Here is a 20667-nt window from a genome sequence, read left to right as displayed (position 1 = left end):
CCGACCTGACCGTGAATCATTGGGTGATAACGCGCAACAATAGGATCGCAACGAAATGAGTGGCACAAAAACGGTAAATGAAGACATTGTGCGCGGTGTCCTGAATATCGATGTGCTTAAAAAGCAGTCCCGCACGCTGCTGAAATCGTTGCGCGCCAACGAAGCCGATGCCCGTAAACGCCTGCTTGAGCACCATCCCAAAGGGGCGCACCGCAAGCCGGAAGACTTCAAGGTTTCCGATGCCCAGCAAATTCTTGCCCGCGAAAACGGCTTTATCAGCTGGCCGGAAATGAAAACCCATATTGACCAGATGGTGCTGACCGAACAGCAGCTTGCCACTGGCTGGCTGACAACGCCCGATACCCCCGGCACATTGCATATCCGCTGTGGGTCGGACATTCGCAACACGCTGGAACTTGCCGGTTTTCGCGGCCATTTTCAGGAATTTTCCGACCCCTTCTGTCAGGGGCCGGTACCCGACCTTCCCCTGCCGGTGCTGATGCAGACCCGGGCTGATTTTATCGCCAGTGCCTATGATCTGGATGTGGAAGAAACCCGGGCACGCCAGCATGCCGAATATAGCGCCCTGATGGCCGCAGGGGACTATCGGCATATCGTTTTGTGGTTTGAACATGACAGCTACGACCAGCTGATTCTTGCCTTTCTACTGGATTTTTTTGGGGCCCTGCGCCTGTCTGCCAGGGTCGAACTGATTTGCATCAATTCGGTGCCCGATATTGAAAAATTTACCGGCCTGGGTCAACTAAGCCCGGATCAATTGCGCTGGGCGTGGGAAAACACCCGCACCCTGGTGGGTGATTCGCATTATGAGCTGGGCCGCAAGGTATGGAAAGCCGTGCGGGCTACTGACCCGGCGGAACTCGCAACTTTTGCCAAATCATCCTCTGCCACCCGCCCGATCGGCCTGATGGCAAAGGCGTTGCAACGCCACCTTGCCGAACTGCCCGCCAGCGACAATGATTTGTCCCTGACCCAGCAACTGGTATTGGAAATTCTCGATGAAGCCGGGCCGTTAACCGCCGGTCGCGTATTTGGCCGCCTGATACGGGATAAGGAACCCCTGCCTTTCCTCGGCGATCTGAGGCATGTCCTGGATGACATGACGACCCTGTCGGCAGGCAGCGAAGGCCTGTTTGACATGGATGATACTTCCCTGCCCTGGCCGGAACGCACCCTGACGCTGACCGAAACCGGCCGCGCCATCATGAAGGGCAACAAGCGATTTTTTGACATCTATTGCGGTACCCGGTGGGTCGGCGGTGTCAAAATCTCGGCTGATGGCAAATGCCCGCATTGGGATGTGGCGCGCAAGGCCCTCGTCTGACATATCGCCTGACGCGCGGCTCAAACACGCGGCCCGTCCTCCTGCTTACCGCCGCTATTGGCAACGGATCGCGCGATCTGAAAAATCTGGTCGCGCAACCAGCGATGCCCGGCTGAGGCCGCATTGCGCACATGCCAGCTTTGATAAAACTGAACCGATGGCAATTCCAGCGGGCAACGGCAGGAGGCAAAACCGGCCATCACCGTGTCGGCCAAACGCGAGGGCAAGGTTGCCATAACAGCAGTCCCGGCAATCAGGCGCGGGATCATATGAAAAGATGAAACCTGCAAAACCGTGCGCCGGCTCCGCCCCATTTGCGCCAGGGCCTCGTCTATCGGGGCACTTTCATCATCACCAAAAACAATACGTGCATGGGATGCCGCGCAATACCGGTCCAGCGTGTCGGGCGGCCGCGGATGAAACGCCGGATCATAATAGCATTTGATATCTTCATCGAATAAGGCCCGCTGGATGATGTCGCCCGCATCACCGCGATAATCGGCGGCAATGGTCAGATCAAACGATCCGTCGCGCAATTTGGCAACCTGCTCCTGATAACTGCGCACCGGACGAATTCTGAGCGACACATCCGCCCGATAGCTCTGCAAGCGCTGAAAAAGCTGCGACAAAACGACCGTCACATCATAATCATTTGCGCCAATCACGCAATGAAGGCTGTGTTCCGAATTATGCGGATCAAAGGCATTCAGGCGTGTCAGACTGCGCATTTCCTCCATCATCTGGCGGATGCGCGGGGCCATTTCACTTGCATGGGCGGTCGGAATAATGCCACGTCCGGCCCGCACAAACAGCGGATCACCCATAATTTTGCGCAGCCTTTCCAACCCGTGACTAACCGTAGGCTGCCCCACCCCCAGAACCGAAGCCGCCGCTGTCACCGATCCCTGGTCATAGATCGTGATGAACAGATGCAGCAGCCGAAAATCCAAATCAGACTCATCTAATTTCATACATGAATTCCATTCATTTCATCGAATTGATCATATGCCATTTTCACGGCAGGATCATCGCCAATCGCATATCATTGCGCACAAATTCGGAGAAAATTGATGAAAAAGCTGATCACCGGTGCATCAGGAAATTTTGGAGCCCTGGCCCTGGACCACGCCCTGCACCGCCTTACCCCAAATGACCTTGCTGTCAGCACCCGCAGCCCGGAAAAGGCAGAAGCAATTGCCACCAAAGGTGTTGAGATTCGCAAGGGCGACTTTGATGATCAGGGGCTGATGGAACAGGCCTTTGCCGATATTGACACGGCGTTGATCATTTCTGCCGAAGCCGATAATGAAACCCGCATCCGCCAGCATCGCAATGCCATTACAGCGGCGAAAAATGCCGGGGTCAAACATGTGATCTATACCAGCGTTATTGACCCGCGTGCCGATAGTGCCTTCACCTATTCCGCCATCCACGCCGATACCGAGGCCTTCATTCACCAAAGCGGCCTGAATTATACCATTCTGCGCAACAGCTTTTATGCCGACCTGCTGTTAGGCGGTGTGCCCCATGCCCTGGAAACCGGGCAATATGCCGCACCGGCCGGTGATGCGGGCATTACCTTTATTTCGCGGAACAATCTGGCTGAAATTGCGGCCATTGTGCTGGCAAACCCGGAACAGCACGTAAACAAAACCTATGAACTGACCGGCACAAAAGCCATCACACACAGCGAAATCGCCGCCATCATCAGCAAGGCCACCGGCAAAGACATCAGCTTTGCCGACCTTCCAGACGAGGTCTATCAGGGCATTTTGCGCAATATCGGCCTGCCCGAACACGGGGTTATCGCCATTTCAGGGCTCTATATCGGTGCCAAAAACGGCGATTACGATAAAGTCAGCCCCGATGCGACCGCGCTTCTGGGCCGCCAGCCCCAAACGGTAGAGGATTTCCTGACCGAAGCGCTAGCGCAAAAATAACGCCATCATCCATCATTCGTCCCAATAACAAAAAGGCAGGAGCACCAACCGGGCACCTGCCTTTTGTTTGATACCACCATGCTGCACCATCAGGTCCTTGGATCACCCCGAAATTATCCTGTTAATCGCCTTATGTTTTATCAACATCCGCGGGCAAAGGCCTTAAATCGGCCCATTTCAGCAAGGCATCCAGCGCCGGGCACAGGGATTGCCCCCAATCGGTCAGGCAATATTCCACCTTGGGCGGCACCTGATGATACACAATACGATGCACAATGCCGTCCGCTTCCATCTGGCGAAGCTGCTGGATCAGCATTTTTTGCGAAATGCCGTCAATCGCCCGTTCCAGTTCCGAGAATCGCTTTACCTGCCCGCCAAAAAGGTGAAACAAAATCACCAATTTCCAGCGGCCTTCCAGCATTTTCAAAATTTCTTCAACACCGGCAGCGGGCGTATCGGCCCCAAAACCCCATTTCTTACTCATGGGTAAGTACCTTACTTTTTTGTCGGTTCTTGCTCTTTTGTCATCTTAACGGCAGCGTGCCCTAACAACAATAACGGCGAGGCTGATGCGCGTCGTAACAGCACAGGGCATAAAAATATGACAATCCAACTCCCGCCCTCCATTCAGGGCTTTTTTGACCATAGCAACCAACGGGACTGGCCTGCCGCCACCCACTGTTTTACCCGCAATGCGCATGTTTATGATGAAAAGCAAAATATCGACGGACATGCCGCAATCGAAAAATGGATATCGCATGCCATCGGAAGCACCGATGCCCTTCACGAATTAATCAGCGCATCCGCTACCGAAACAGATAACCCGCCCGTCGATCTTCAGGCAATGACAGAGGGCCGTATTTCCGTTTCCGCAACGGTATCAGGCAGTTTCAAAGGGTCCCCCGTCATCCTGGATTACATTTTCATCCTGCAAGACGGCCTTATTTCCAGGCTGGAGATTGCATGATGAAAAACCCCGCCTTTAACATTGATAAAACCGAATTCAAGGGACATCGCGTGTTGGTGACCGGCGGAACCAAAGGCATGGGCTATGCCATCTTGCACCGCCTACACGCCGCCGGGGCCATAGTTGCCAGCACCGCACGCTCGGCACCAGACACGCCAAATACGCATCCTGGCCTATTTATTCCCGCCGACATATCAACACCAGACGGCACCACGCATATCATTGCGACCGTGCTAAGCGAGCTGGGCGGCATCGACATCCTGATCAATAATGCCGGCGGTTCCGTGGCACCAGGCGGCGGGGCACTGGGCCTGTCTGATGAGGACTGGGCCTATACCCTAAACACCAATCTCATGGCCGCTGTTCGCCTTGATCGTGGTTTTCTTCCCGGCATGATCGAACGCAAAAACGGTGTTATTCTGCATATTTCCTCGATACAGAGCCGCCTTCCCCTTTATGAGGCCACTCTTGCCTATGCCAGCGCCAAGGCCGCACTTGGCACCTATAGCAAAGGACTGGCAAAGGAAATGGGGCCCAAAGGCATTCGTATCAATACACTGTCACCCGGTTTTATCGAAACCACAGCGGCAAGCAACCTGATCCACCGCCTTGCCACGCAGGAAGGTTGCAGCGCAGATACCGCACGGGAAAAACTGATGCAATCGCTGGGCGGTATCCCAATTGGCCGGCCGGGCCGCCCCAACGAAGTCGCCGAACTGGCAGCATTTCTGGTTTCAAATCGGGCCATGTCCATTCATGGGGCGAATTACACCATTGATGGCGGAACCGTACCAACCGTGTGACGCCTCTGCAAAACACAAAACCCCGCCGAAGTCCGTTCAGACTGGCGGGGTTTTAGTCAGTTGATGGTATATACAGTGTCAGGAAGCCTGTTCCAGCTCCACCAAAGCCACTTCACCATTCTCAAGTTTAAGGGCAATCTGCCCGTGCTTTAAGCGCAGGGCATATTGCCCAAAAAGTTCACGACGCCAGCCATGCAGGGCGGCAACATCGGCATTATCGTCCGCAGCAATGTTTTGCAAATCATCACTGGATGCTACCAGACGCTGGGCCACACCCTTTTCCTCGCTGCACAGCTTTAGCAGCACCTTAAGAAGTTCCACCGTCGGACCGATACCAGCCGGAAGGTCCGTGCGCACCTTGGGCTGCGGCCAGGTATCCTGTGGTTGCGCCAAAGCATTTTTGATGGCCTCGATAATGGCCTGCCCCGGCTTACTGGCACCAAAATTGCGGCCCACACCCCGGGTTTTATCCAGATCCGCTTCATTTTGCGGCTGACGCGCGGCAATATCAAGCAACGTATCATCGCGTAAAACACGGTTACGCGGCAAGTTCTTGCGCTGTGCTTCAATTTCGCGCCATTCACCAAGCGCCTTTGCCACCGCCAGGAATTTGGGGCTGTTTGACCGGGTTTTAAGCCGCAACCAGGCCTCGGCCGGGTCAACGGTATAAATACCCGGATCGGTCAAACGTTCCATTTCCTCGAACAGCCAGGGGGCACGGTCATTGGCCGCCAGCCTTTCGTGGAAATCCTCGTATATCGTGCGCAGATGCGTGACATCCGACAGGGCGTAGCTCAATTGCTTGGATGAAAGCGGGCGACGGGACCAGTCGGTAAAGCGCATTGATTTATCAATGCTTTTGCGCGCCACCTTGTTGACCAGCGTTTCATAGCCAACCTGGTCACCAAACCCAAGGACCATAGCCGCAACCTGGGTATCAAATACCGGATGGGGCACCTTGCCATTCAAATGGACAAATATCTCAATATCCTGACGGGCCGCGTGAAACACCTTGATCACGCTTTCATCCTGCATCAGCTCGAAAAGCGGAGTCAGGTCAATCCCTTCGGCCAGCGGGTCAACCGCCGCGCCCGTATCGGCAGCCTCGGGGCTGCAAAGCTGGACCAGGCATAATTGCGGCCAATAGGTCGAATCGCGCATGAATTCGGTATCAACGGTCACATAATCATATTGCCGCAGCTTTTCGCACAAAATGCGAAGTTCTTCTGTTTTTGTAATTGTTTCCATGAACCCTGCTATAACATTGCCCGGCGCAACGCGCCAGTGACTTGCCCGTTATCATACGGATTTGGGCACACGGTTTAAATGATTTCGTCTTCATCAAGCAGCGGATCGGACTGAAGATGCGTTTCGATGGCATCCATCCGTTCCTGCAATTCCGCCGGACGCTTGATTGAAGCCACATGAAACAGCGCATCGCCCTGATTGACAATCGGCAGGTTGGTCCGGCCAATAATCAATCCGTCCTGCTTTGCCAGCACTTCGGTATCACTTTGTCCAAACGGGTCGGACACCGCCGCCACAACATCCCCCACACGCACAAAATCCCCCGCCAGCTTGAAGGTGCGCAACATGCCGCCCACAGGTGCGCGCAACCACTGGCTGGCCGAGGATTTAAACGACGGCAACCGCGGGGCACGTACTGATTTTTCAGCTACCATCCCCAGTTCACGCATCACCCGCAAAACACCGGAGACCCCGGCACGAATGGCCATTTCGTCAAAGCGCAGTCCCTCGCCTGCTTCATAAAGCAGAATCGGCACACCAACATCCTTGCCAGCCTGGCGCAACGATCCTTCACGCAAGGGCGATGTCAGAATAATCGGCGCACCGAAACATTCGGCATATTTCATGATGTGATCGTCGCCTTCATTAACCCGGACCTGCGGCAAATTCACCCGGTTTGCCGCAGCGGTATGAAGATCGATGCCAAAATCGGACCGCTCGACAATTTCATGCAAAAACAGATGCGCCAGCTGGGCCGCAAGCGACCCGTGCGCGCTACCGGGAAAACAGCGGTTCAAATCGCGCCGGTCGGGCAGATAGCGGGTATGGTTTAAAAAACCGAAGGTATTCACCACCGGCACGGCCAGCAATGTGCCGCGCAAATGGCGTAATATCGGCGATTTCAAAACCCGGCGGATAATTTCCACACCGACAATTTCATCGCCATGCACCGCCGCACTGACAAATAATGTTGGCCCCGGCCGTTTGCCATGCACCACATTCACCGTCAGGTTAACCGGCGTGTGATTGGATAAAAGCGAAATCGGGATATCAACGAGCTGGCTGGCGCCGGGGGCCACAATCCTGTTTCCCAGTTTGAAATCAGGATTTTTCACACGCTTTCGCGCGACCGCTTCGTCATATCCCTTCAATGTTTTATCCTTTGCCTTTGGTCTTTACCTTACCGGGGCGATAATCGCGTTCCATGAATTCGATAATCATGGTGGCAATATCCTTGCCAGTCGCCCCTTCAATGCCCTCAAGCCCGGGCGAGGAATTCACTTCCATCACAACCGGCCCGTGGTTGGAACGCAAAATATCAACACCACAAACATTTAGCCCCATTGCCTTGGCAGCTTCAACGGCCGTTGATCGTTCCTGCGGGGTAATACGTACGGGACGTGCCGCACCACCGCGATGGATATTGGATCGAAAATCCCCCGGTGCGCCTGTCCGCTCCATGCTGGCAACCACCTTGCCGCCCACCACAAAGCAGCGAATGTCGCTATTGCCCGCTTCCTTGATGAATTCCTGCACCATGATGTCAACATTCGCCCCCCGGAAGGCCTCGATCACGGATTTGGCCGATTTTTCGGTTTCGCCCAAAACCACGCCAATCCCCTGGGTCCCTTCCAGAAGTTTGATCACCACGGGCGCACCGCCCACAATGGACAAAACCTCGTCTGTTTTGCGCGGATCATGGGCAAAGGCGGTGACAGGCAGGCCAATACCACGACGCGCCAAAATCTGCAGGGATCGCAGCTTGTCACGCGAACGGCCAATAGCGACCGATTCATTAAGCGGATAAACGCCCATCATTTCAAACTGGCGTAAAACAGCGAGGCCAAAAAATGTTACCGACACACCAATACGCGGAATAATCGCGTCATAGCCGCTCAGTTTCTGGCCGCCATAATAAACTTCCGGCTTGAGCGAGGTGATGTTCATGGTCACACGCAACGTATTGATAACATCAATTTCATGACCACGCGCCTGGGCGGCCTCCACCAGCCGTTTATGGGAATACAGATTGGCGTTCCGCGCAAGCATCGCGATTTTCATAAAATGGACTCCCGTTAAAACATGACTGGGTGGCACACCCAAGATACCGGCCAACAAACCACCAGACAGGCTTTATTCACTGGCCGGTAGATCGGCCATATAAACGTGTTCCGGCTTTCCCGCCAGATAAGATTTTGCCGGTTGAACCAAAAATCTTCCGGCCTTGATCGCCGTACGCCCCAGCAACATGGGAAATCCCATCAATGACCGGTTTGCCAGCGATATTTCCACCTTCACCCGGTGATGCCCCACCGCGATATGGCTTGAAATAATATAGCGTTCGTCCTGCTCGCCATTGGAACTGCGAATACCGCGTATGGCGACCAGCGGTGCCGTGCAATTTACCGGACCATGCCCATCCCCGCGATAATGGGGCAAGACAAATTTGACGAATTTTTTATGATCAATTTCAACCAGCTCAATCTGCGTCGCATGAATGGACGAGGTTCTTGCCCCGGTATCCACCTTCGCCTTGATCAAGGGCACGCCAAAATCGGGCAACCCGATCCATTCGCGCCACCCCAAAACATGCCCCCGCGCCACCAGGGCATCGGTCTGCATTTTAAGAGAGTTTTTAGCCAAATTGCGTTTTTCGATCACTCACCTGATCCCGCCTGTTAATGGAACGCCCTGTATAGCGCAACTTTTGCAAAACACAGGACTTTTTAACTTTGGCACGATCTGAACGCATTGCAAGCAAAGCCGCATCAGCCTTGCCTTACAGATTGCCGGTATTTTCCTGCCAACCTACCTAAAGCCGTCTGCGGCGCTAACATGCACGGCAGGAAAATTCAAGGCCAGCCCTGTTAGTGCCCCCGCAAGCGCCAAATTGGTCTTGATGATCACCGGCATGATAAAGCGATAACATAGCGGCGGCTTTACAGGTGTTCCTCCATCACCGCGCGCACCAGCGGCAGGGTCACGGCCCGTTTCTCGGCCAGGGCCCGGCGGTCAATTGCGGCAACCAGTTGCGTTAGGGCCGCAAAGGACCGCTCAATCCGGGGAACGATATACGCCACAATTTGCGGCGATGGCGCAATTTGCCGATCCGCAAACAACTTGATCAGCAAGCCGACCAGCAAATCATCATCGGGCGGGGATATTTCACACACCAGGGCCGCCCCCAGACGAGACCGCAAATCCGCCAGCTTGACCTTCCAGCGCGACGGCGGCTGCTGGGCGGTCAAAAGCAAATGGCCGTTACGTTCTTTCAGCATATTGTAAAGATGAAAGCACACGGTTTCATCCAGTGCCATATCGGCATCTTCGATCACAAGCCCCGTATCATCCCCCAAAAGGTGATCGGGGTCCGCGCCAATCAAATCACTGCCAGAAACACTCGCAGCACCTGATCGCGCACGCCACACCTCGGCCAAATGGCTTTTACCCGACCCTGCCGGACCATACAGGCACAGGGCGGGCACTGGCCAGTCGGGCCAACGGTCAATCCAGGTAACCGCTTCGCGGTTGCAATTTGCCACCATGAAATCGGCACGCGCCAAGGCCGGGCGCATTTCCAGCGCCAGCGGCAATTGTTGCGGGATCAGGGTTTCCATGGTTGGTGCGGTCATTATCTTGCTGTCACATTCATCATGCAGGCGCATCGGCCGACGCATCGGGTTTGTGCCCCCCGGCACCGGATGTCTTTTGGGCATTATCGCTGTCGGTCACATCCTGGTCTTCCTCGTGTGCGATTTTGGCCAGTTCGGATGGCGCATGATCATACAGGCGACTATCGAGATATTGCGCCAGCGCATAGCGGACCAAAACCCCAATGGCCGCTGCCACCGGCACGGCCAGCATAACCCCCAAAAAGCCAAACAACGCACCGCCTGCCAACAGGGCAAACATCACCCACACGGCATGCAGGCCCACCTTGTCGCCCACCAGTTTTGGTGTCAGGAAATTACCTTCCATTAACTGACCCAGCAAAAACACGCCAATTACAAAGACAACATCCAGACCCAGGCCGAACTGCGCAACGGCAACGCCAACACCCACGGCAAAGCCCACCAGCATGCCAAAATAGGGCACAAAGGACAAAATGCCGGTCATAAGGCCGATCAAAAAGCCGAACTCCAACCCCACCAGCGTCAGGCCCAGGCCGTAAAACAGCCCCAGCAGCATACACACCATCGATTGACCGCGCACAAACCCGGCCAGTGTCCGGTCAATGTCGCGGGCGCAGGAACGAACGTCGTCGGCCAGCCAGCGCGGTAGCCAACTGTCAATCTTGGCGACAATCTTGTCCCAATCGCGCAGCAGGTAAAACGACACTACCGGCGTAATGAAAACCAGACTGAGGAAATTAAGAAACGCCAGGCTGCCGGTTAAAAGGTTGCCCGCAATATTACCGGCCCATTTAATGGCATTGGCCGTTTGTCCCTTGATCGATTCGCCAACGCTATTGAGCGTTTCGGGGGCAATTTTATCGGTAATATGCTGGATATAGGGGGCCGCCTGGGCACGAAGATCACTGAGATAACCGGGGAAACGCTCCAGAAAACCGGCCAACTGGCTGCCGATCAACGGCACGATCAGCACCAGGACAAAAATCAGGATCAGGAAAAACAGGGCGGTAATAATGGTGGTCGCAATGGTGCGGCTCAGGCCCCGTGCCTCAAGTTTATCGGCCAGCGGGTCAAGAAAATACGCAATCGCCATGCCCGCCACGAAAGGCAGCAAAATGCCCGAAAACAGCCATACCAGAAAAAAGAACGCGCCACAGGCCAAAAGCCAGAAACGCACCTGATCGCGGATCGTCATGTTGGTTTCCCGTTTCCCATGCGACGTTCAATGGCAAATACCACCCCATCCCCGGAGCAGCGGCGAATAACGCGCAATATCATCAAGATCAACCCGTGATGACATCAAAAGCAAAATTACGGGCACACGTCCCCTGTTCGTGCGCCCGTCACTTTGTATCACCAATTAACGCCTTATGGCACCGCCCTATCGCGGCGAAAGGCAATTTCCCGGTTTAAGGATGCCCCATCAGCTTTTCCAGCCGGTCGCTGCCCGATGGTTCAACGAACCACAACTGGTCAATTTGCTTTAAATTCAGGTTCTGTTGAGCCAGGGCAACGCGGAACTGGTCGTTGGTACCGGCAAATTCTACATCAACCTGCACTTCGCGGCGCGACATGGCAACAACCCGCAACAGCTTGATCACCGGCATCTTCTCCAGCCGGTTTTCAATGCTGGCCCAGTCATCCATGCCGGTGATGGGAATAAACAGCATCAATTCGCCGCCTGCGCCATAATCGATCATGTTGGTCTGTTTCCAGCTGTTTTCCAGCTGGGCCCGCACATCGGTAGCCGCGCGCTGCAACACATCACCAACCGACTCGCCCGACGCCATGCTTTCATGTACGCCAAAAACCTGCGGTGTCCCCGACGCATCATAGCGCGTTACCGAAATATCAACAGCATCGCCGCTCATGGTGGCGTCAACCACGGCCACATTAGCACCATAGCGATCGCCGATTTTATCAAGCGCAGACTGATCACCAGATTGCGCCTGTTCAACCGAAACGGTGCCAATATCGTCCAGGTCGCCAACCGGCAAGGTCACTGGCACAAGGCCGCTTGCCCCTGCAACCCGGCTCCAGGCGTCACGCCACGGATTGGGATCATCCCACAGGCTGGTATACCCCTGGCTGGAATAAACCGGCAAAATCAAAATCTTGCGCGCTTCGGTCTCGGCAAAGGGGATGTTGCGGGTTTTCAGGAACTGGCGCACCTGGTCGGCTTTGAACCGCACGCTCATATCGGCGATATAGCGCACCGACGAGGTTTTTTCATTGGTAACACCAAAATCACGCACCATATTGGTGATGGTGTTTTGATCCGCCATACCCGACGCTGCCCCCGGCCCCATCAGGGTCAACCGGCTAATCAGGCGGGAAAAGGCAATTTGCTGCCCACTTGCCAGGGCCGCATCACGGGCCTTGGTGGCACTGGCGGCGCTTCTATCAACATGGACGCCGCTGACGGTAAATAAATCCTGCGCCGCAGCGGATGTCGCCACACCGCCGGAAACCAGCACAAAAATACCGGTGATCATTCCGGCCAGCAGGTGAATTGGTTTTAATCGATCCAGCACGTTTGCCTCTTTGCCCGTTTCATCATGGTTCAGGCCCCTGAAATTGGTTTGCCTGCGCCTTCTGGCAGCGCGGCGATACAAAGACCTTGTTGCATAGCTAACGCATGACGGAAAGAAAAGTCTCCCATGCACAGCAGATCATTGCATTCATCACGGGTTTGAGTATTTTCGGGCCAGCGGAAATTATCAAGTCCGCGTTTATCATCGCTACCATTATACCCTGTCGCGGGTAACGATGATAAACGCGGGCTTTCCCGCTTTTCCTTTCAAATCCAGTGAGTGCGAGGATCGCCCATGACCGCCCGCAACGGCCTCACCTATAAGGACTCCGGTGTTGATATTGATGCCGGTAACGCCCTTGTCGATGCAATTAAACCCCTGGCCAAGGCCACCAGTCGTTCCGGTGTTTCCGGCGGACTGGGTGGATTCGGCGCACTTTTTGACCTGAAAGCCGCCGGTTACAACGATCCGGTGCTGGTTTCCTGCACCGACGGCGTTGGTACCAAGCTGAAAGTCGCCTTTTTGGCCGACAAACACGACACCGTCGGCATCGACCTTGTCGCCATGAGCGTGAATGACCTGGTTGTTCAGGGCGCAGAGCCGTTATTGTTCCTTGATTACTTCGCCACCGGCAAGCTGGCCGTGGATAAGGCAACCGATGTTGTTGCCGGTATCGCCGAGGGCTGCAAACAGGCCGGTTGTGCATTGATCGGCGGCGAAACCGCCGAAATGCCCGGCATGTATGCCGATGGAGAATATGACCTGGCCGGTTTTGCCGTGGGTGCGGCCGAACGCGGCGAACTGCTTGATGGCAGCAATGTTGCCGAAGGCGACGTTATTTTGGGTCTGGCCTCAAGCGGTGTGCATTCCAACGGCTATTCGCTGGTGCGCAAGGTTGTTGAAACAGCGGGCCTTGCCTATGACGATGATGCCCCGTTTGCGCCGGGCAAAAAAGTGGGCGAAGCCCTGCTGGAGCCCACCAAAATCTATGTCAAAAGCTGCCTTGCCGCCCATAAGGCCGGTTTTGTCAAGGCGTTGGCACATATCACCGGCGGCGGTCTGACGGAAAATGTCCCGCGCATTCTGCCGGAAAACGCCACTGCCGTTTTTGACGCCGATTGCTGGGACTACCTGCCGATTTTCAAATGGCTGGCCAAAGAAGGCGGCATTCCGGCCACCGAAATGGCCCGTACCTTTAACTGCGGTATCGGCATGTGCGTGATCGTCCCGGCGGACAAAGCCGACGTGGCCGAAGCCCTTTTGCGCGAACATGGCGAAACCGTCAGCCAGATCGGCACGATCGGCCCGCGCGCGGGCGATGGCCCCCAGGTGATCATTAAAAACATGGGCCGGGCATGGGAAAAGTAAACCGGTTGAAGCTAGCAGTTCTGGTTTCAGGCAGCGGCAGCAATTTGCAGGCCATCATTGATGCCTGCAATAGCGCCGATTACCCCGCCGAAATCGTTCTGGTTTTTTCCAACCAGCCCGATGCCCAAGGCCTGGACCGCGCCCGCAAAGCCGGGATCGAGGCAAAAAGCCTTGCGCATAAAGGCTATCCTGGCGGGCGCGAAGCCTATGACCATGCTGTCAGCGAACTGATCGCGCAAAGCGGGGCCGACCTTGTGGTTCTGGCTGGTTATTTGCGCCTGGTCAGCGAAAGTTTCGTCAAACGCTGGGAAGGACGGCTGATCAATATTCATCCGTCCCTGCTGCCATCGTTCAAAGGCCTGCATGCCCACGAGCAAACCATTGCCGCAGGGGTTAAATATTCCGGCTGTACGGTGCATTTTGTCGTACCCGAAATGGATGCCGGGCCGATCATTGCCCAAGCCGTGGTTCCGGTTTTGGCAAATGATGACGCCCACAGCCTGGGTCAGCGCATTTTGCGCCAGGAACACCAAATCTATCCGCAAGTGATCCGCTGGATTGCCGAGGACAGGGTTTCGGTTGGCGATGACGGGCGTGTTAGCGTGCGCGATTCGCAAAGCCCGGACTTCGCACAGATCAATCCGGTATCCGCAAACGGATGAAAGCACCGCTGGCGCCACTTATGGCGCCAGCTTTATCCCTAGGCGCGCAGCAGCCAAAACACCCCTTCAACCCCGGCGTTCGATGCAAATGGTTGAATTGGGTTGTCAAAACCCGTCTTGCACGCGATGATACCCGCCGTTATATAACAAGAATGACTCCAGAACAGTCTGTTCTGGCCTGCTCGCCCACCTAAAAACGACAGGTCATCAGGCAAACATTATGGTTTTTTGGTGCCATGTGGTTCTGGCTGGACTCTTTTATCGGATGGAGGGCCCAAATGCAGGGAAATGATTACGACCTGACCAGCACCCACAAAGATATCTATGCTGGCTATACCCGTTTTGTAAAATATACGACCGGCGGCGTGATTGCGATTGTCGTTCTGATGGCGCTTTTTCTGCTGTAATAACAGCGATATGCCCCTTTGAAATTTTCGCCGGTACAAAATTTTGCCCGGCAAAATGAAACCGCCTGCAGCATGCAGGCGGCTTTTTTTTGCCTTTTTCAGGCGTCAATCCCTTCCAGATTTTCACCAGCTATCCATCTGAATTAGTTTGATTTTTGCGCTAAATTCTTTACGGCGCTCGCCATTAAATTGTTACATTCCCGGCGCAAATTCACCTTTGTGGTGTTGCTTAATGATCTGATCACAAAAGGGTCACACCAACAATGACCCACTGCCACACCAATCTTTGCGGAGGATGACATGCAAGGCAGCGGATATGACCCGGACCTCGTCCGGCAACCTCAGAAATCATGGCAAAAACTTGCCTGGTTCCTGTTTACCAATGTTCTGGCGGCAGCGGCGACATTGCTGCTTCTAATGATCTTTTTTCTCTAAAACCCGTTTAGCGCCATGAGTTTGGACGCATCACCGGCATAGCCATAAGTTGCTGTTTTAACATTATAAAATCATAAAAACAAAAACCTTCCTGCAAAGGTTCTAATGTTAAGCGGAAACACGACATAGACATTGAAAAAGTCCCCATAAAGCACAAAGTGCAACATCAAATGTTTGTGGGGAAATAAATGTCACTCATGCAAAATGTCAGCCAGCGACTTTTTATGGCATTCGCGGTTATGGCTGTGATTGTCGCCACCATTGGTATCGCTGGCGTCTACTTTACCGTCAGTACCGGCCAGGAAGGCGACAAGGTTGCGGTAGAACTTGCGCCGCTGGGCGATGCCGCAATGGAAATCAAACTTTCGGCCACCAAGGCGCATCTGATTTTTGAAGAAATCATGTCGGGTGACAGCAGCGAAAACATACAGGAAGTATGGGACCTGCTCGATGAAAGTGCCTGGTATGCCAATGCCATTCTCAAGGGGGGAGAGAATGACGAAGGCACATTTGTCGCCAGTAAAAACGCCGACATTCAGGAAAAAACGAAGAAAGTCGTTGTCGCGATTGGCGAATTCATCACAACGGCCCACCAACGCTACGATTCTCTTCTGTCCGGTGGTTCCGGATCAGACCTGAAGGCAGGCTCTGCCGCAGATGCCAAATTCGACGACTCATTTGATAAATTCATCTCCCTTGCCGATGAGGCCGAAGAACTGATCCATGATCAAATGGATATCGGCGTTGCCGAGATGCGCAGCAATGTCAAAACCTCAGTCCTGACAATGGCGGTGATTACCGTTCTGGGCTTCATCGTGGCAGCAATATTCATCGTCTATGCGCGCAAAAACATATCGCAGCGCATTACCCGTCTGTCACACAATATGAAAGACCTTTCATCGGGCCATGCAACCACTGAAATCACCTATCTTGAAGATGCCGATGAAATTGGTGAAATGGCACGTTCGGTAAAAGTCTTCCAGCAGGCAATGGACCAGGCCAAAGCCCTGACAGTCGAGCGCGAACGCCAGCAAAAAAGCCTTTCGCTTGCCAATGAAAAACGCAACACCGCGATTACGGGCTTTGACCGCGAAATTGCAACCGTGGTGTCAAACGTAACCCAGGCAGCAGGCAAAGTCTCTCAGACCTCCAACAGCCTGACACGAAATGCCCAAACCAGCGTCACAACGTCCGAGGATGTTGCAAATACCTCCACACAGGCGAACAGAAGTGTTCAAACCGTTGCCACCGCTGCCGAAGAATTGACCCAGTCGATCCGGGGCATCACTCAACAGGCCAACAATTCGTCCGAAATTGCCCGGCGTGCCGTCACCCACGCCCAGCACACCAATGAACTGGTTGAGGGGCTGGCGAATTCGGCCGATCATATCGGGGAAGTCTTGGGGCTGATCGCGGATATTGCCAACCAGACCAACCTTTTGGCCCTGAATGCCACCATCGAGGCTGCCCGAGCCGGTGATGCAGGCAAAGGCTTTGCCGTTGTCGCATCCGAAGTCAAAAACCTTGCCACGCAAACATCGCGCGCGACGGATGAAATCAGCAGTCAGATCAACGATATTCAGTCCGCCACACGGGAATCGGTCACAGCCATTCAGGAAATTTCGCACATCATCGCCCAAATGGACGAAATCGCCGCTGCCATTGCCGAAGCCATGTCCCAGCAGGCCGAAGCCACGCGCGACATTGCCCAGAATGTGCAATCGGCATCAGATGGCACCTATCAGGCATCGCAAAAGGCCCATTCGATCCGCGAGGTCGCCAATGAAAGCCAGCTTTCGGCAACCGACCTGGCCGCCGCCGCCCAGCAGCTTACTGCCAGTGCCAATTCCCTGCGCCAGTCAGTCGATGGTTTTTTCCGCCAGGTTCGCGAATAGGCGCAAACAATACCGCCCCGGTAAAACAAAACACCCCGCATCTTTTTTTCGATGCGGGGTGTTTTTTACTTCTGCGCCACACCTTAATGCGGCAGGCCCGAATTAACCGACGATGTCGGTCTGGGCAAAGAAGTAAGCAACTTCGATAGCTGCATTTTCAAGCGAGTCAGAACCATGAACCGAGTTGGCTTCGATGGATTCTGCAAACAGCTTGCGAATGGTGCCTTCCTCGGCATTTGCCGGGTTGGTTGCGCCCATGACTTCGCGATATTTGGCAACGGCATTTTCGCCTTCCAAGACCTGGACGACGACGGGGCCGGAAACCATGAAGTCCACCAGTTCGCCAAAGAACGAACGTTCTTTGTGAACGGCATAAAAACCTTCTGCCTGTTCACGGGTGAGACGGACACGCTTCTGAGCAACAATGCGCAGACCAGCTTCTTCGATCACGGAATTGATCTTGCCGGTCAGGTTGCGACGGGTTGCGTCAGGCTTAATGATGGAAAAAGTAAGTTCGATAGCCATTGGTTTCACCTAGCTACTTGTAAAATTTCATTACCCCCAAGACAGGTTGGCGCTATATAAACGTCCTGATCGGCCAACGCAACACATAGTTAACCTTTCGCATCACAGCCCTGCGTTTCACGCAACGGCACATAATCAGCCCTGCGGTTTCCTGCCCCGCATAAATGCCAGCTTTTCCGGGCCCTTACAGCAACGGCGCCGATCCCCACGCACCTTCGTTACAATTTGAAGAATCCTTGCCTAACGGCCTGCCCTGCCCTATTGAAGGTCAGACGAAACAACAGATTCCCTAAGACAGGCGCCGTTATGCTGAATATATCGAACGTCACCTACCGCATTGGCGGCCGGGTGATCCTGGATCAAACCAGCCTTACCATCCCGGCCGGCCACAAGGTTGGCCTGATCGGCAGCAATGGCGCGGGGAAATCAACCCTTCTCAAGCTGATTGCGGGCCAGCTTGCCCTGGATGGCGGCGACATTACACTCAATGCCCGGGTCCGCATGGGTATGGTGTCACAGGAGGCCCCCGCCGGGTCGCGCTCCCTGATTGATACGGTGCTGGCCGCCGATACCGAACGCGCAAACCTGCTGGCCGAAGCCGAAACCGCAACCGACGGCCACCGCATCGCCGAAATTCATACCCGCCTGGCCGATATTGATGCCCACACCGCCGAGGCGCGTGCCGCCTCCATCCTTTCCGGTCTTGGATTTGATGGCGAAGCCCAGCAGCGCCCCTGTGATGATTTCTCTGGTGGCTGGCGCATGCGTGTCGCCCTGGCGGCTACCCTGTTCCTGCAGCCCGACCTGTTGCTGCTCGACGAACCAACCAACCACCTGGACCTTGAAGCTACCATCTGGCTGGAACAGTATTTGATCAGCTATCCCGGCACGATCATCCTGGTCAGCCATGACCGCGACCTTTTGAACCGGGTGGCAAAGCAAATTGTGCATTTGCATAATGCGCAACTGACGCTTTATGGCGGCAATTACGACAAATTCGCCAAAACCCGGCGCGAGCAAATGGAGCTTGCCTCCAAGCAGTACGACAAACAGATCGCGCAGCAAAAACACCTGCAATCCTTCATCGACCGTTTTCGCGCCAAGGCCAGCAAGGCCAAACAGGCGCAAAGCCGTATCAAGATGCTGGAAAAAATGGGCCCGGCCATTGCAGTTGTTGAAGACAAATCGATCAGCTTTGATTTTCCCAGCCCGCAGGAACTGCCCCCGCCCCTGATCACCATTGATCATGGCGAGGTTGGCTATAACGGCAAGGCGGTGCTGCGCAACCTTAATTTGCGCATTGATATGGATGACCGCATCGCCCTTTTGGGCGCCAATGGGAACGGTAAATCGACACTGGCGAAGCTTCTGTCCGATAAACTGGAACTGATGGCGGGCGAAAAGAAAGCATCGAGCAAACTGCGCATTGGCTATTTTGCCCAGCATCAAACCGACGAGCTGATCCTGGAAAACACCCCCTATGATCACCTTGCCGCCCTGATGCCCGATGCAATTGAAAGCAAGGTGCGTGCCCAGCTTGGCCGTTTCGCCTTTGAAGGCGATAAGGGCAATACCAAGGTCAAAAGCCTGTCGGGTGGGGAAAAGGCACGGTTGCTGTTTGCCCTGATGACGCTGGATGCCCCGCATATGCTCATCCTCGACGAACCGACCAACCACCTTGATATTGATGCCCGCGATGCGCTGAACCATGCGCTGAATAATTACGAAGGGGCGGTGATCATCATCAGCCACGATCCCTATTTGATCGAGGCCTGTGCGGACCGCCTCATTCTGGTCGCCGATGGCACGGTGACAAACTTTGATGGCGATGTGAACGAATATCGCCAATACCTTCTGGACCGTGCCCGGGCGGACCGCAAGGCAGGCAAGGATGCCACCCAAACGCCCGAACAAAAGCGCGACCGCAAGGCCGAACGCCAGGCTGCGGCCGAAAAACGCAAAATCGCTGCCCCCTTGCGCAAGGAAGTCGAAAAGCTGGAAAAACAAATGGCGCAATGCACCACCAAAATTGCCGCCATCGAAGCCGAACTGGCCGACGAAAGCCTTTACACATCGGGCAATAGCGAGCGTCTGAACAAGCTGCAAATCGATATGGCAAAGGTCAAATCCGACCTTGCCGAGATCGAAAATGTCTGGCTTGAAAAACAGCAGGAATACGAGGAAATGACGGCCTGATACACCGATAAAGGCTTGTCTGATCACAAAACACGCCGCAAAAATACCCGCCCCGCATAGGGCGGGTATTTTGCTTTGCGAGTCTTCAATGCCACATGTTGCAACCAGCCCGGTTCTGATAAAGCACCACCGCATTACCCTGCGTGATTTCACACCTGCCGATGGCGACGGTTTTGTCGCCTATCAGATGGATGCCCGCTATCGCGCCCTTTATAACCAGCCCGATAGCCCCGAAACCCGTGCCACCAGCACCGCCCTTTTCCAGCGTTTTTTGGGCTGGCAGGCCGAGACACCGCGCCAGAATTTCCAGATCGGGATTTTTGATGCCAAAACCGGCGACATTCTGGGCTGCATCGGCCTGCGCCAGCAGGACATGCCTGCCCATGTCGCGATTATGGGCCTGGAACTGGCCCCAACCTGCTGGGGACGGTACCGGCTGGCGCTGGATGCCATCAATTTGATGCTGGATTACGGATTTAACCAACTGGGCCTTACAGCCATTACTGGCTCCACGGGCAATGGCAACCGCCGCATCACCCGTCTTGCCACCTGGTTTGGTGCCACCCTGACGCAAAGCCGCCCCGGCCCGGACTGGATGACCCAAAAAGGCTGGCACGAGGTGGACTGGTCGCTGACCCGTGAGGAATGGCTGGCAAAAAAGAATGCGAAACAAACCGGCATAAAGCACAGACCAGGCGCAAGTTAGCTTG

20 protein-coding genes are annotated in these 20667 nt (G+C 54.7%); 10 read left to right on the top strand and 10 right to left on the bottom strand.

Features of this window, described 5'->3' with window-relative positions:
- Positions 1–55 precede the first annotated feature (55 nt).
- A complete protein-coding gene (locus LF95_RS04875) occupies positions 56–1345 on the top strand; it encodes a DUF1835 domain-containing protein (protein WP_073953923.1) in 1290 nt (429 codons plus the stop codon).
- 20 nt (positions 1346–1365) lie between these two features.
- Here LF95_RS04875 and LF95_RS04870 read toward each other — a convergent pair whose 3' ends face one another.
- Positions 1366–2316 carry a LysR family transcriptional regulator gene (locus tag LF95_RS04870; RefSeq protein ID WP_073953922.1) on the bottom strand — a complete coding sequence of 317 codons (951 nt, stop codon included), beginning with the start codon at positions 2314–2316 and terminating at the stop codon, positions 1366–1368.
- A 99-nt stretch (positions 2317–2415) separates the two neighbouring features.
- Between LF95_RS04870 and LF95_RS04865 the strand changes: the two genes are divergently transcribed.
- Complete coding sequence (locus LF95_RS04865) at positions 2416–3285, top strand: SDR family oxidoreductase (protein ID WP_073953921.1); 870 nt, start codon at positions 2416–2418, stop codon at positions 3283–3285.
- Positions 3286–3415: 130 nt separating this feature from the next.
- Here LF95_RS04865 and LF95_RS04860 read toward each other — a convergent pair whose 3' ends face one another.
- Positions 3416–3769 (bottom strand): winged helix-turn-helix transcriptional regulator, encoded by a 354-nt coding sequence (locus tag LF95_RS04860; protein ID WP_073953920.1) that lies wholly within the window; start codon positions 3767–3769, stop codon positions 3416–3418.
- Between the two features lie 117 nt (positions 3770–3886).
- Between LF95_RS04860 and LF95_RS04855 the strand changes: the two genes are divergently transcribed.
- On the top strand, positions 3887–4252 hold the full coding sequence (locus LF95_RS04855) for a nuclear transport factor 2-like protein (protein WP_073953919.1): 366 nt from the start codon (positions 3887–3889) through the stop codon (positions 4250–4252).
- Positions 4249–5055: an SDR family oxidoreductase gene (locus LF95_RS04850; protein ID WP_073953918.1), complete on the top strand. Its 807-nt coding sequence runs from the start codon at positions 4249–4251 to the stop codon at positions 5053–5055. Before LF95_RS04855 ends, LF95_RS04850 begins: the two co-directional genes overlap by 4 nt.
- A 78-nt stretch (positions 5056–5133) precedes the next feature.
- Here the strand turns inward: LF95_RS04850 and rnd are convergent, their stop codons facing one another.
- The 7 genes from rnd to LF95_RS04815 form a co-directional block, all read right to left on the bottom strand.
- Positions 5134–6303, bottom strand: coding sequence for a ribonuclease D (gene rnd / locus LF95_RS04845; RefSeq protein ID WP_073953917.1), 1170 nt, complete (start codon positions 6301–6303; stop codon positions 5134–5136).
- A 74-nt stretch (positions 6304–6377) separates the two neighbouring features.
- Positions 6378–7454: a succinylglutamate desuccinylase/aspartoacylase family protein gene (locus tag LF95_RS04840; RefSeq protein WP_215905650.1), complete on the bottom strand. Its 1077-nt coding sequence runs from the start codon at positions 7452–7454 to the stop codon at positions 6378–6380.
- A gap of 4 nt (positions 7455–7458) precedes the next feature.
- Positions 7459–8364 carry a 30S ribosomal protein S6--L-glutamate ligase gene (gene rimK / locus LF95_RS04835; protein WP_073953916.1) on the bottom strand — a complete coding sequence of 302 codons (906 nt, stop codon included), beginning with the start codon at positions 8362–8364 and terminating at the stop codon, positions 7459–7461.
- Positions 8365–8436: 72 nt separating this feature from the next.
- Positions 8437–8964, bottom strand: coding sequence for an ATP-dependent zinc protease family protein (locus LF95_RS04830; RefSeq protein WP_252509659.1), 528 nt, complete (start codon positions 8962–8964; stop codon positions 8437–8439).
- A 278-nt stretch (positions 8965–9242) separates the two neighbouring features.
- Positions 9243–9935 (bottom strand): HdaA/DnaA family protein, encoded by a 693-nt coding sequence (locus LF95_RS04825; RefSeq protein ID WP_073954848.1) that lies wholly within the window; start codon positions 9933–9935, stop codon positions 9243–9245.
- 19 nt (positions 9936–9954) lie between these two features.
- A complete protein-coding gene (locus LF95_RS04820; protein WP_083607509.1) occupies positions 9955–11130 on the bottom strand; it encodes an AI-2E family transporter in 1176 nt (391 codons plus the stop codon).
- Between the two features lie 214 nt (positions 11131–11344).
- Positions 11345–12469: a DUF2066 domain-containing protein gene (locus LF95_RS04815; protein WP_252509658.1), complete on the bottom strand. Its 1125-nt coding sequence runs from the start codon at positions 12467–12469 to the stop codon at positions 11345–11347.
- 294 nt (positions 12470–12763) lie between these two features.
- On the opposite strand from LF95_RS04815, the gene purM reads away from it, so the two are divergent.
- The 4 genes from purM to LF95_RS04795 all read left to right on the top strand — a co-directional run bounded on the left by purM (position 12764) and on the right by LF95_RS04795 (position 17236).
- Positions 12764–13837, top strand: coding sequence for a phosphoribosylformylglycinamidine cyclo-ligase (gene purM, locus LF95_RS04810; protein WP_073953915.1), 1074 nt, complete (start codon positions 12764–12766; stop codon positions 13835–13837).
- Positions 13825–14499, top strand: coding sequence for a phosphoribosylglycinamide formyltransferase (purN, locus tag LF95_RS04805; RefSeq protein ID WP_073953914.1), 675 nt, complete (start codon positions 13825–13827; stop codon positions 14497–14499). Before purM ends, purN begins: the two co-directional genes overlap by 13 nt.
- 278 nt (positions 14500–14777) lie before the next feature.
- Entirely contained in the window at positions 14778–14906 is a 129-nt protein-coding gene (locus LF95_RS22585) for an aa3-type cytochrome c oxidase subunit IV (protein ID WP_168173658.1), read from the top strand.
- 623 nt (positions 14907–15529) lie between these two features.
- A complete protein-coding gene (locus LF95_RS04795; RefSeq protein ID WP_073953913.1) occupies positions 15530–17236 on the top strand; it encodes a methyl-accepting chemotaxis protein in 1707 nt (568 codons plus the stop codon).
- Between the two features lie 102 nt (positions 17237–17338).
- Here the strand turns inward: LF95_RS04795 and ndk are convergent, their stop codons facing one another.
- Positions 17339–17761: a nucleoside-diphosphate kinase gene (gene ndk / locus LF95_RS04790; RefSeq protein WP_073953912.1), complete on the bottom strand. Its 423-nt coding sequence runs from the start codon at positions 17759–17761 to the stop codon at positions 17339–17341.
- A gap of 306 nt (positions 17762–18067) precedes the next feature.
- Between ndk and LF95_RS04785 the strand changes: the two genes are divergently transcribed.
- Both LF95_RS04785 and LF95_RS04780 read left to right on the top strand, forming a co-directional pair.
- The gene (locus LF95_RS04785; protein ID WP_073953911.1) at positions 18068–19957 is read left to right on the top strand and encodes an ABC-F family ATP-binding cassette domain-containing protein; all 1890 of its coding nucleotides are present in this window, start codon (positions 18068–18070) and stop codon (positions 19955–19957) included.
- 88 nt (positions 19958–20045) lie between these two features.
- Positions 20046–20663 (top strand): GNAT family N-acetyltransferase, encoded by a 618-nt coding sequence (locus LF95_RS04780; RefSeq protein ID WP_073953910.1) that lies wholly within the window; start codon positions 20046–20048, stop codon positions 20661–20663.
- Positions 20664–20667: the final 4 nt, after the last annotated feature.

Origin of the sequence: Thalassospira sp. TSL5-1 (genome assembly GCF_001907695.1) — a bacterium.
Lineage (GTDB): Bacteria > Pseudomonadota > Alphaproteobacteria > Rhodospirillales > Thalassospiraceae > Thalassospira.
The sequence above is the reverse complement of the archived record's forward strand: the minus strand, read 5'-3'. Positions and strand labels throughout refer to the sequence as shown.

What these genes read in the sequence shown, in the direction of transcription:
- LF95_RS04795 (WP_073953913.1), top strand. Translation starts at nt 15,530, where the DNA reads ATGTCACTCATGCAAAATGTCAGCCAGCGACTTTTTATGGCATTCGCG.
- ndk (WP_073953912.1), bottom strand. Translation starts at nt 17,761, where the DNA reads ATGGCTATCGAACTTACTTTTTCCATCATTAAGCCTGACGCAACCCGT.
- LF95_RS04785 (WP_073953911.1), top strand. Translation starts at nt 18,068, where the DNA reads ATGCTGAATATATCGAACGTCACCTACCGCATTGGCGGCCGGGTGATC.
- LF95_RS04825 (WP_073954848.1), bottom strand. Translation starts at nt 9,935, where the DNA reads ATGACCGCACCAACCATGGAAACCCTGATCCCGCAACAATTGCCGCTG.
- rnd (WP_073953917.1), bottom strand. Translation starts at nt 6,303, where the DNA reads ATGGAAACAATTACAAAAACAGAAGAACTTCGCATTTTGTGCGAAAAG.
- LF95_RS22585 (WP_168173658.1), top strand. Translation starts at nt 14,778, where the DNA reads ATGCAGGGAAATGATTACGACCTGACCAGCACCCACAAAGATATCTAT.
- LF95_RS04820 (WP_083607509.1), bottom strand. Translation starts at nt 11,130, where the DNA reads ATGACGATCCGCGATCAGGTGCGTTTCTGGCTTTTGGCCTGTGGCGCG.
- LF95_RS04865 (WP_073953921.1), top strand. Translation starts at nt 2,416, where the DNA reads ATGAAAAAGCTGATCACCGGTGCATCAGGAAATTTTGGAGCCCTGGCC.
- LF95_RS04870 (WP_073953922.1), bottom strand. Translation starts at nt 2,316, where the DNA reads ATGAAATTAGATGAGTCTGATTTGGATTTTCGGCTGCTGCATCTGTTC.
- LF95_RS04860 (WP_073953920.1), bottom strand. Translation starts at nt 3,769, where the DNA reads ATGAGTAAGAAATGGGGTTTTGGGGCCGATACGCCCGCTGCCGGTGTT.
- LF95_RS04780 (WP_073953910.1), top strand. Translation starts at nt 20,046, where the DNA reads ATGCCACATGTTGCAACCAGCCCGGTTCTGATAAAGCACCACCGCATT.
- LF95_RS04850 (WP_073953918.1), top strand. Translation starts at nt 4,249, where the DNA reads ATGATGAAAAACCCCGCCTTTAACATTGATAAAACCGAATTCAAGGGA.
- LF95_RS04875 (WP_073953923.1), top strand. Translation starts at nt 56, where the DNA reads ATGAGTGGCACAAAAACGGTAAATGAAGACATTGTGCGCGGTGTCCTG.
- LF95_RS04855 (WP_073953919.1), top strand. Translation starts at nt 3,887, where the DNA reads ATGACAATCCAACTCCCGCCCTCCATTCAGGGCTTTTTTGACCATAGC.
- purM (WP_073953915.1), top strand. Translation starts at nt 12,764, where the DNA reads ATGACCGCCCGCAACGGCCTCACCTATAAGGACTCCGGTGTTGATATT.
- rimK (WP_073953916.1), bottom strand. Translation starts at nt 8,364, where the DNA reads ATGAAAATCGCGATGCTTGCGCGGAACGCCAATCTGTATTCCCATAAA.
- purN (WP_073953914.1), top strand. Translation starts at nt 13,825, where the DNA reads ATGGGAAAAGTAAACCGGTTGAAGCTAGCAGTTCTGGTTTCAGGCAGC.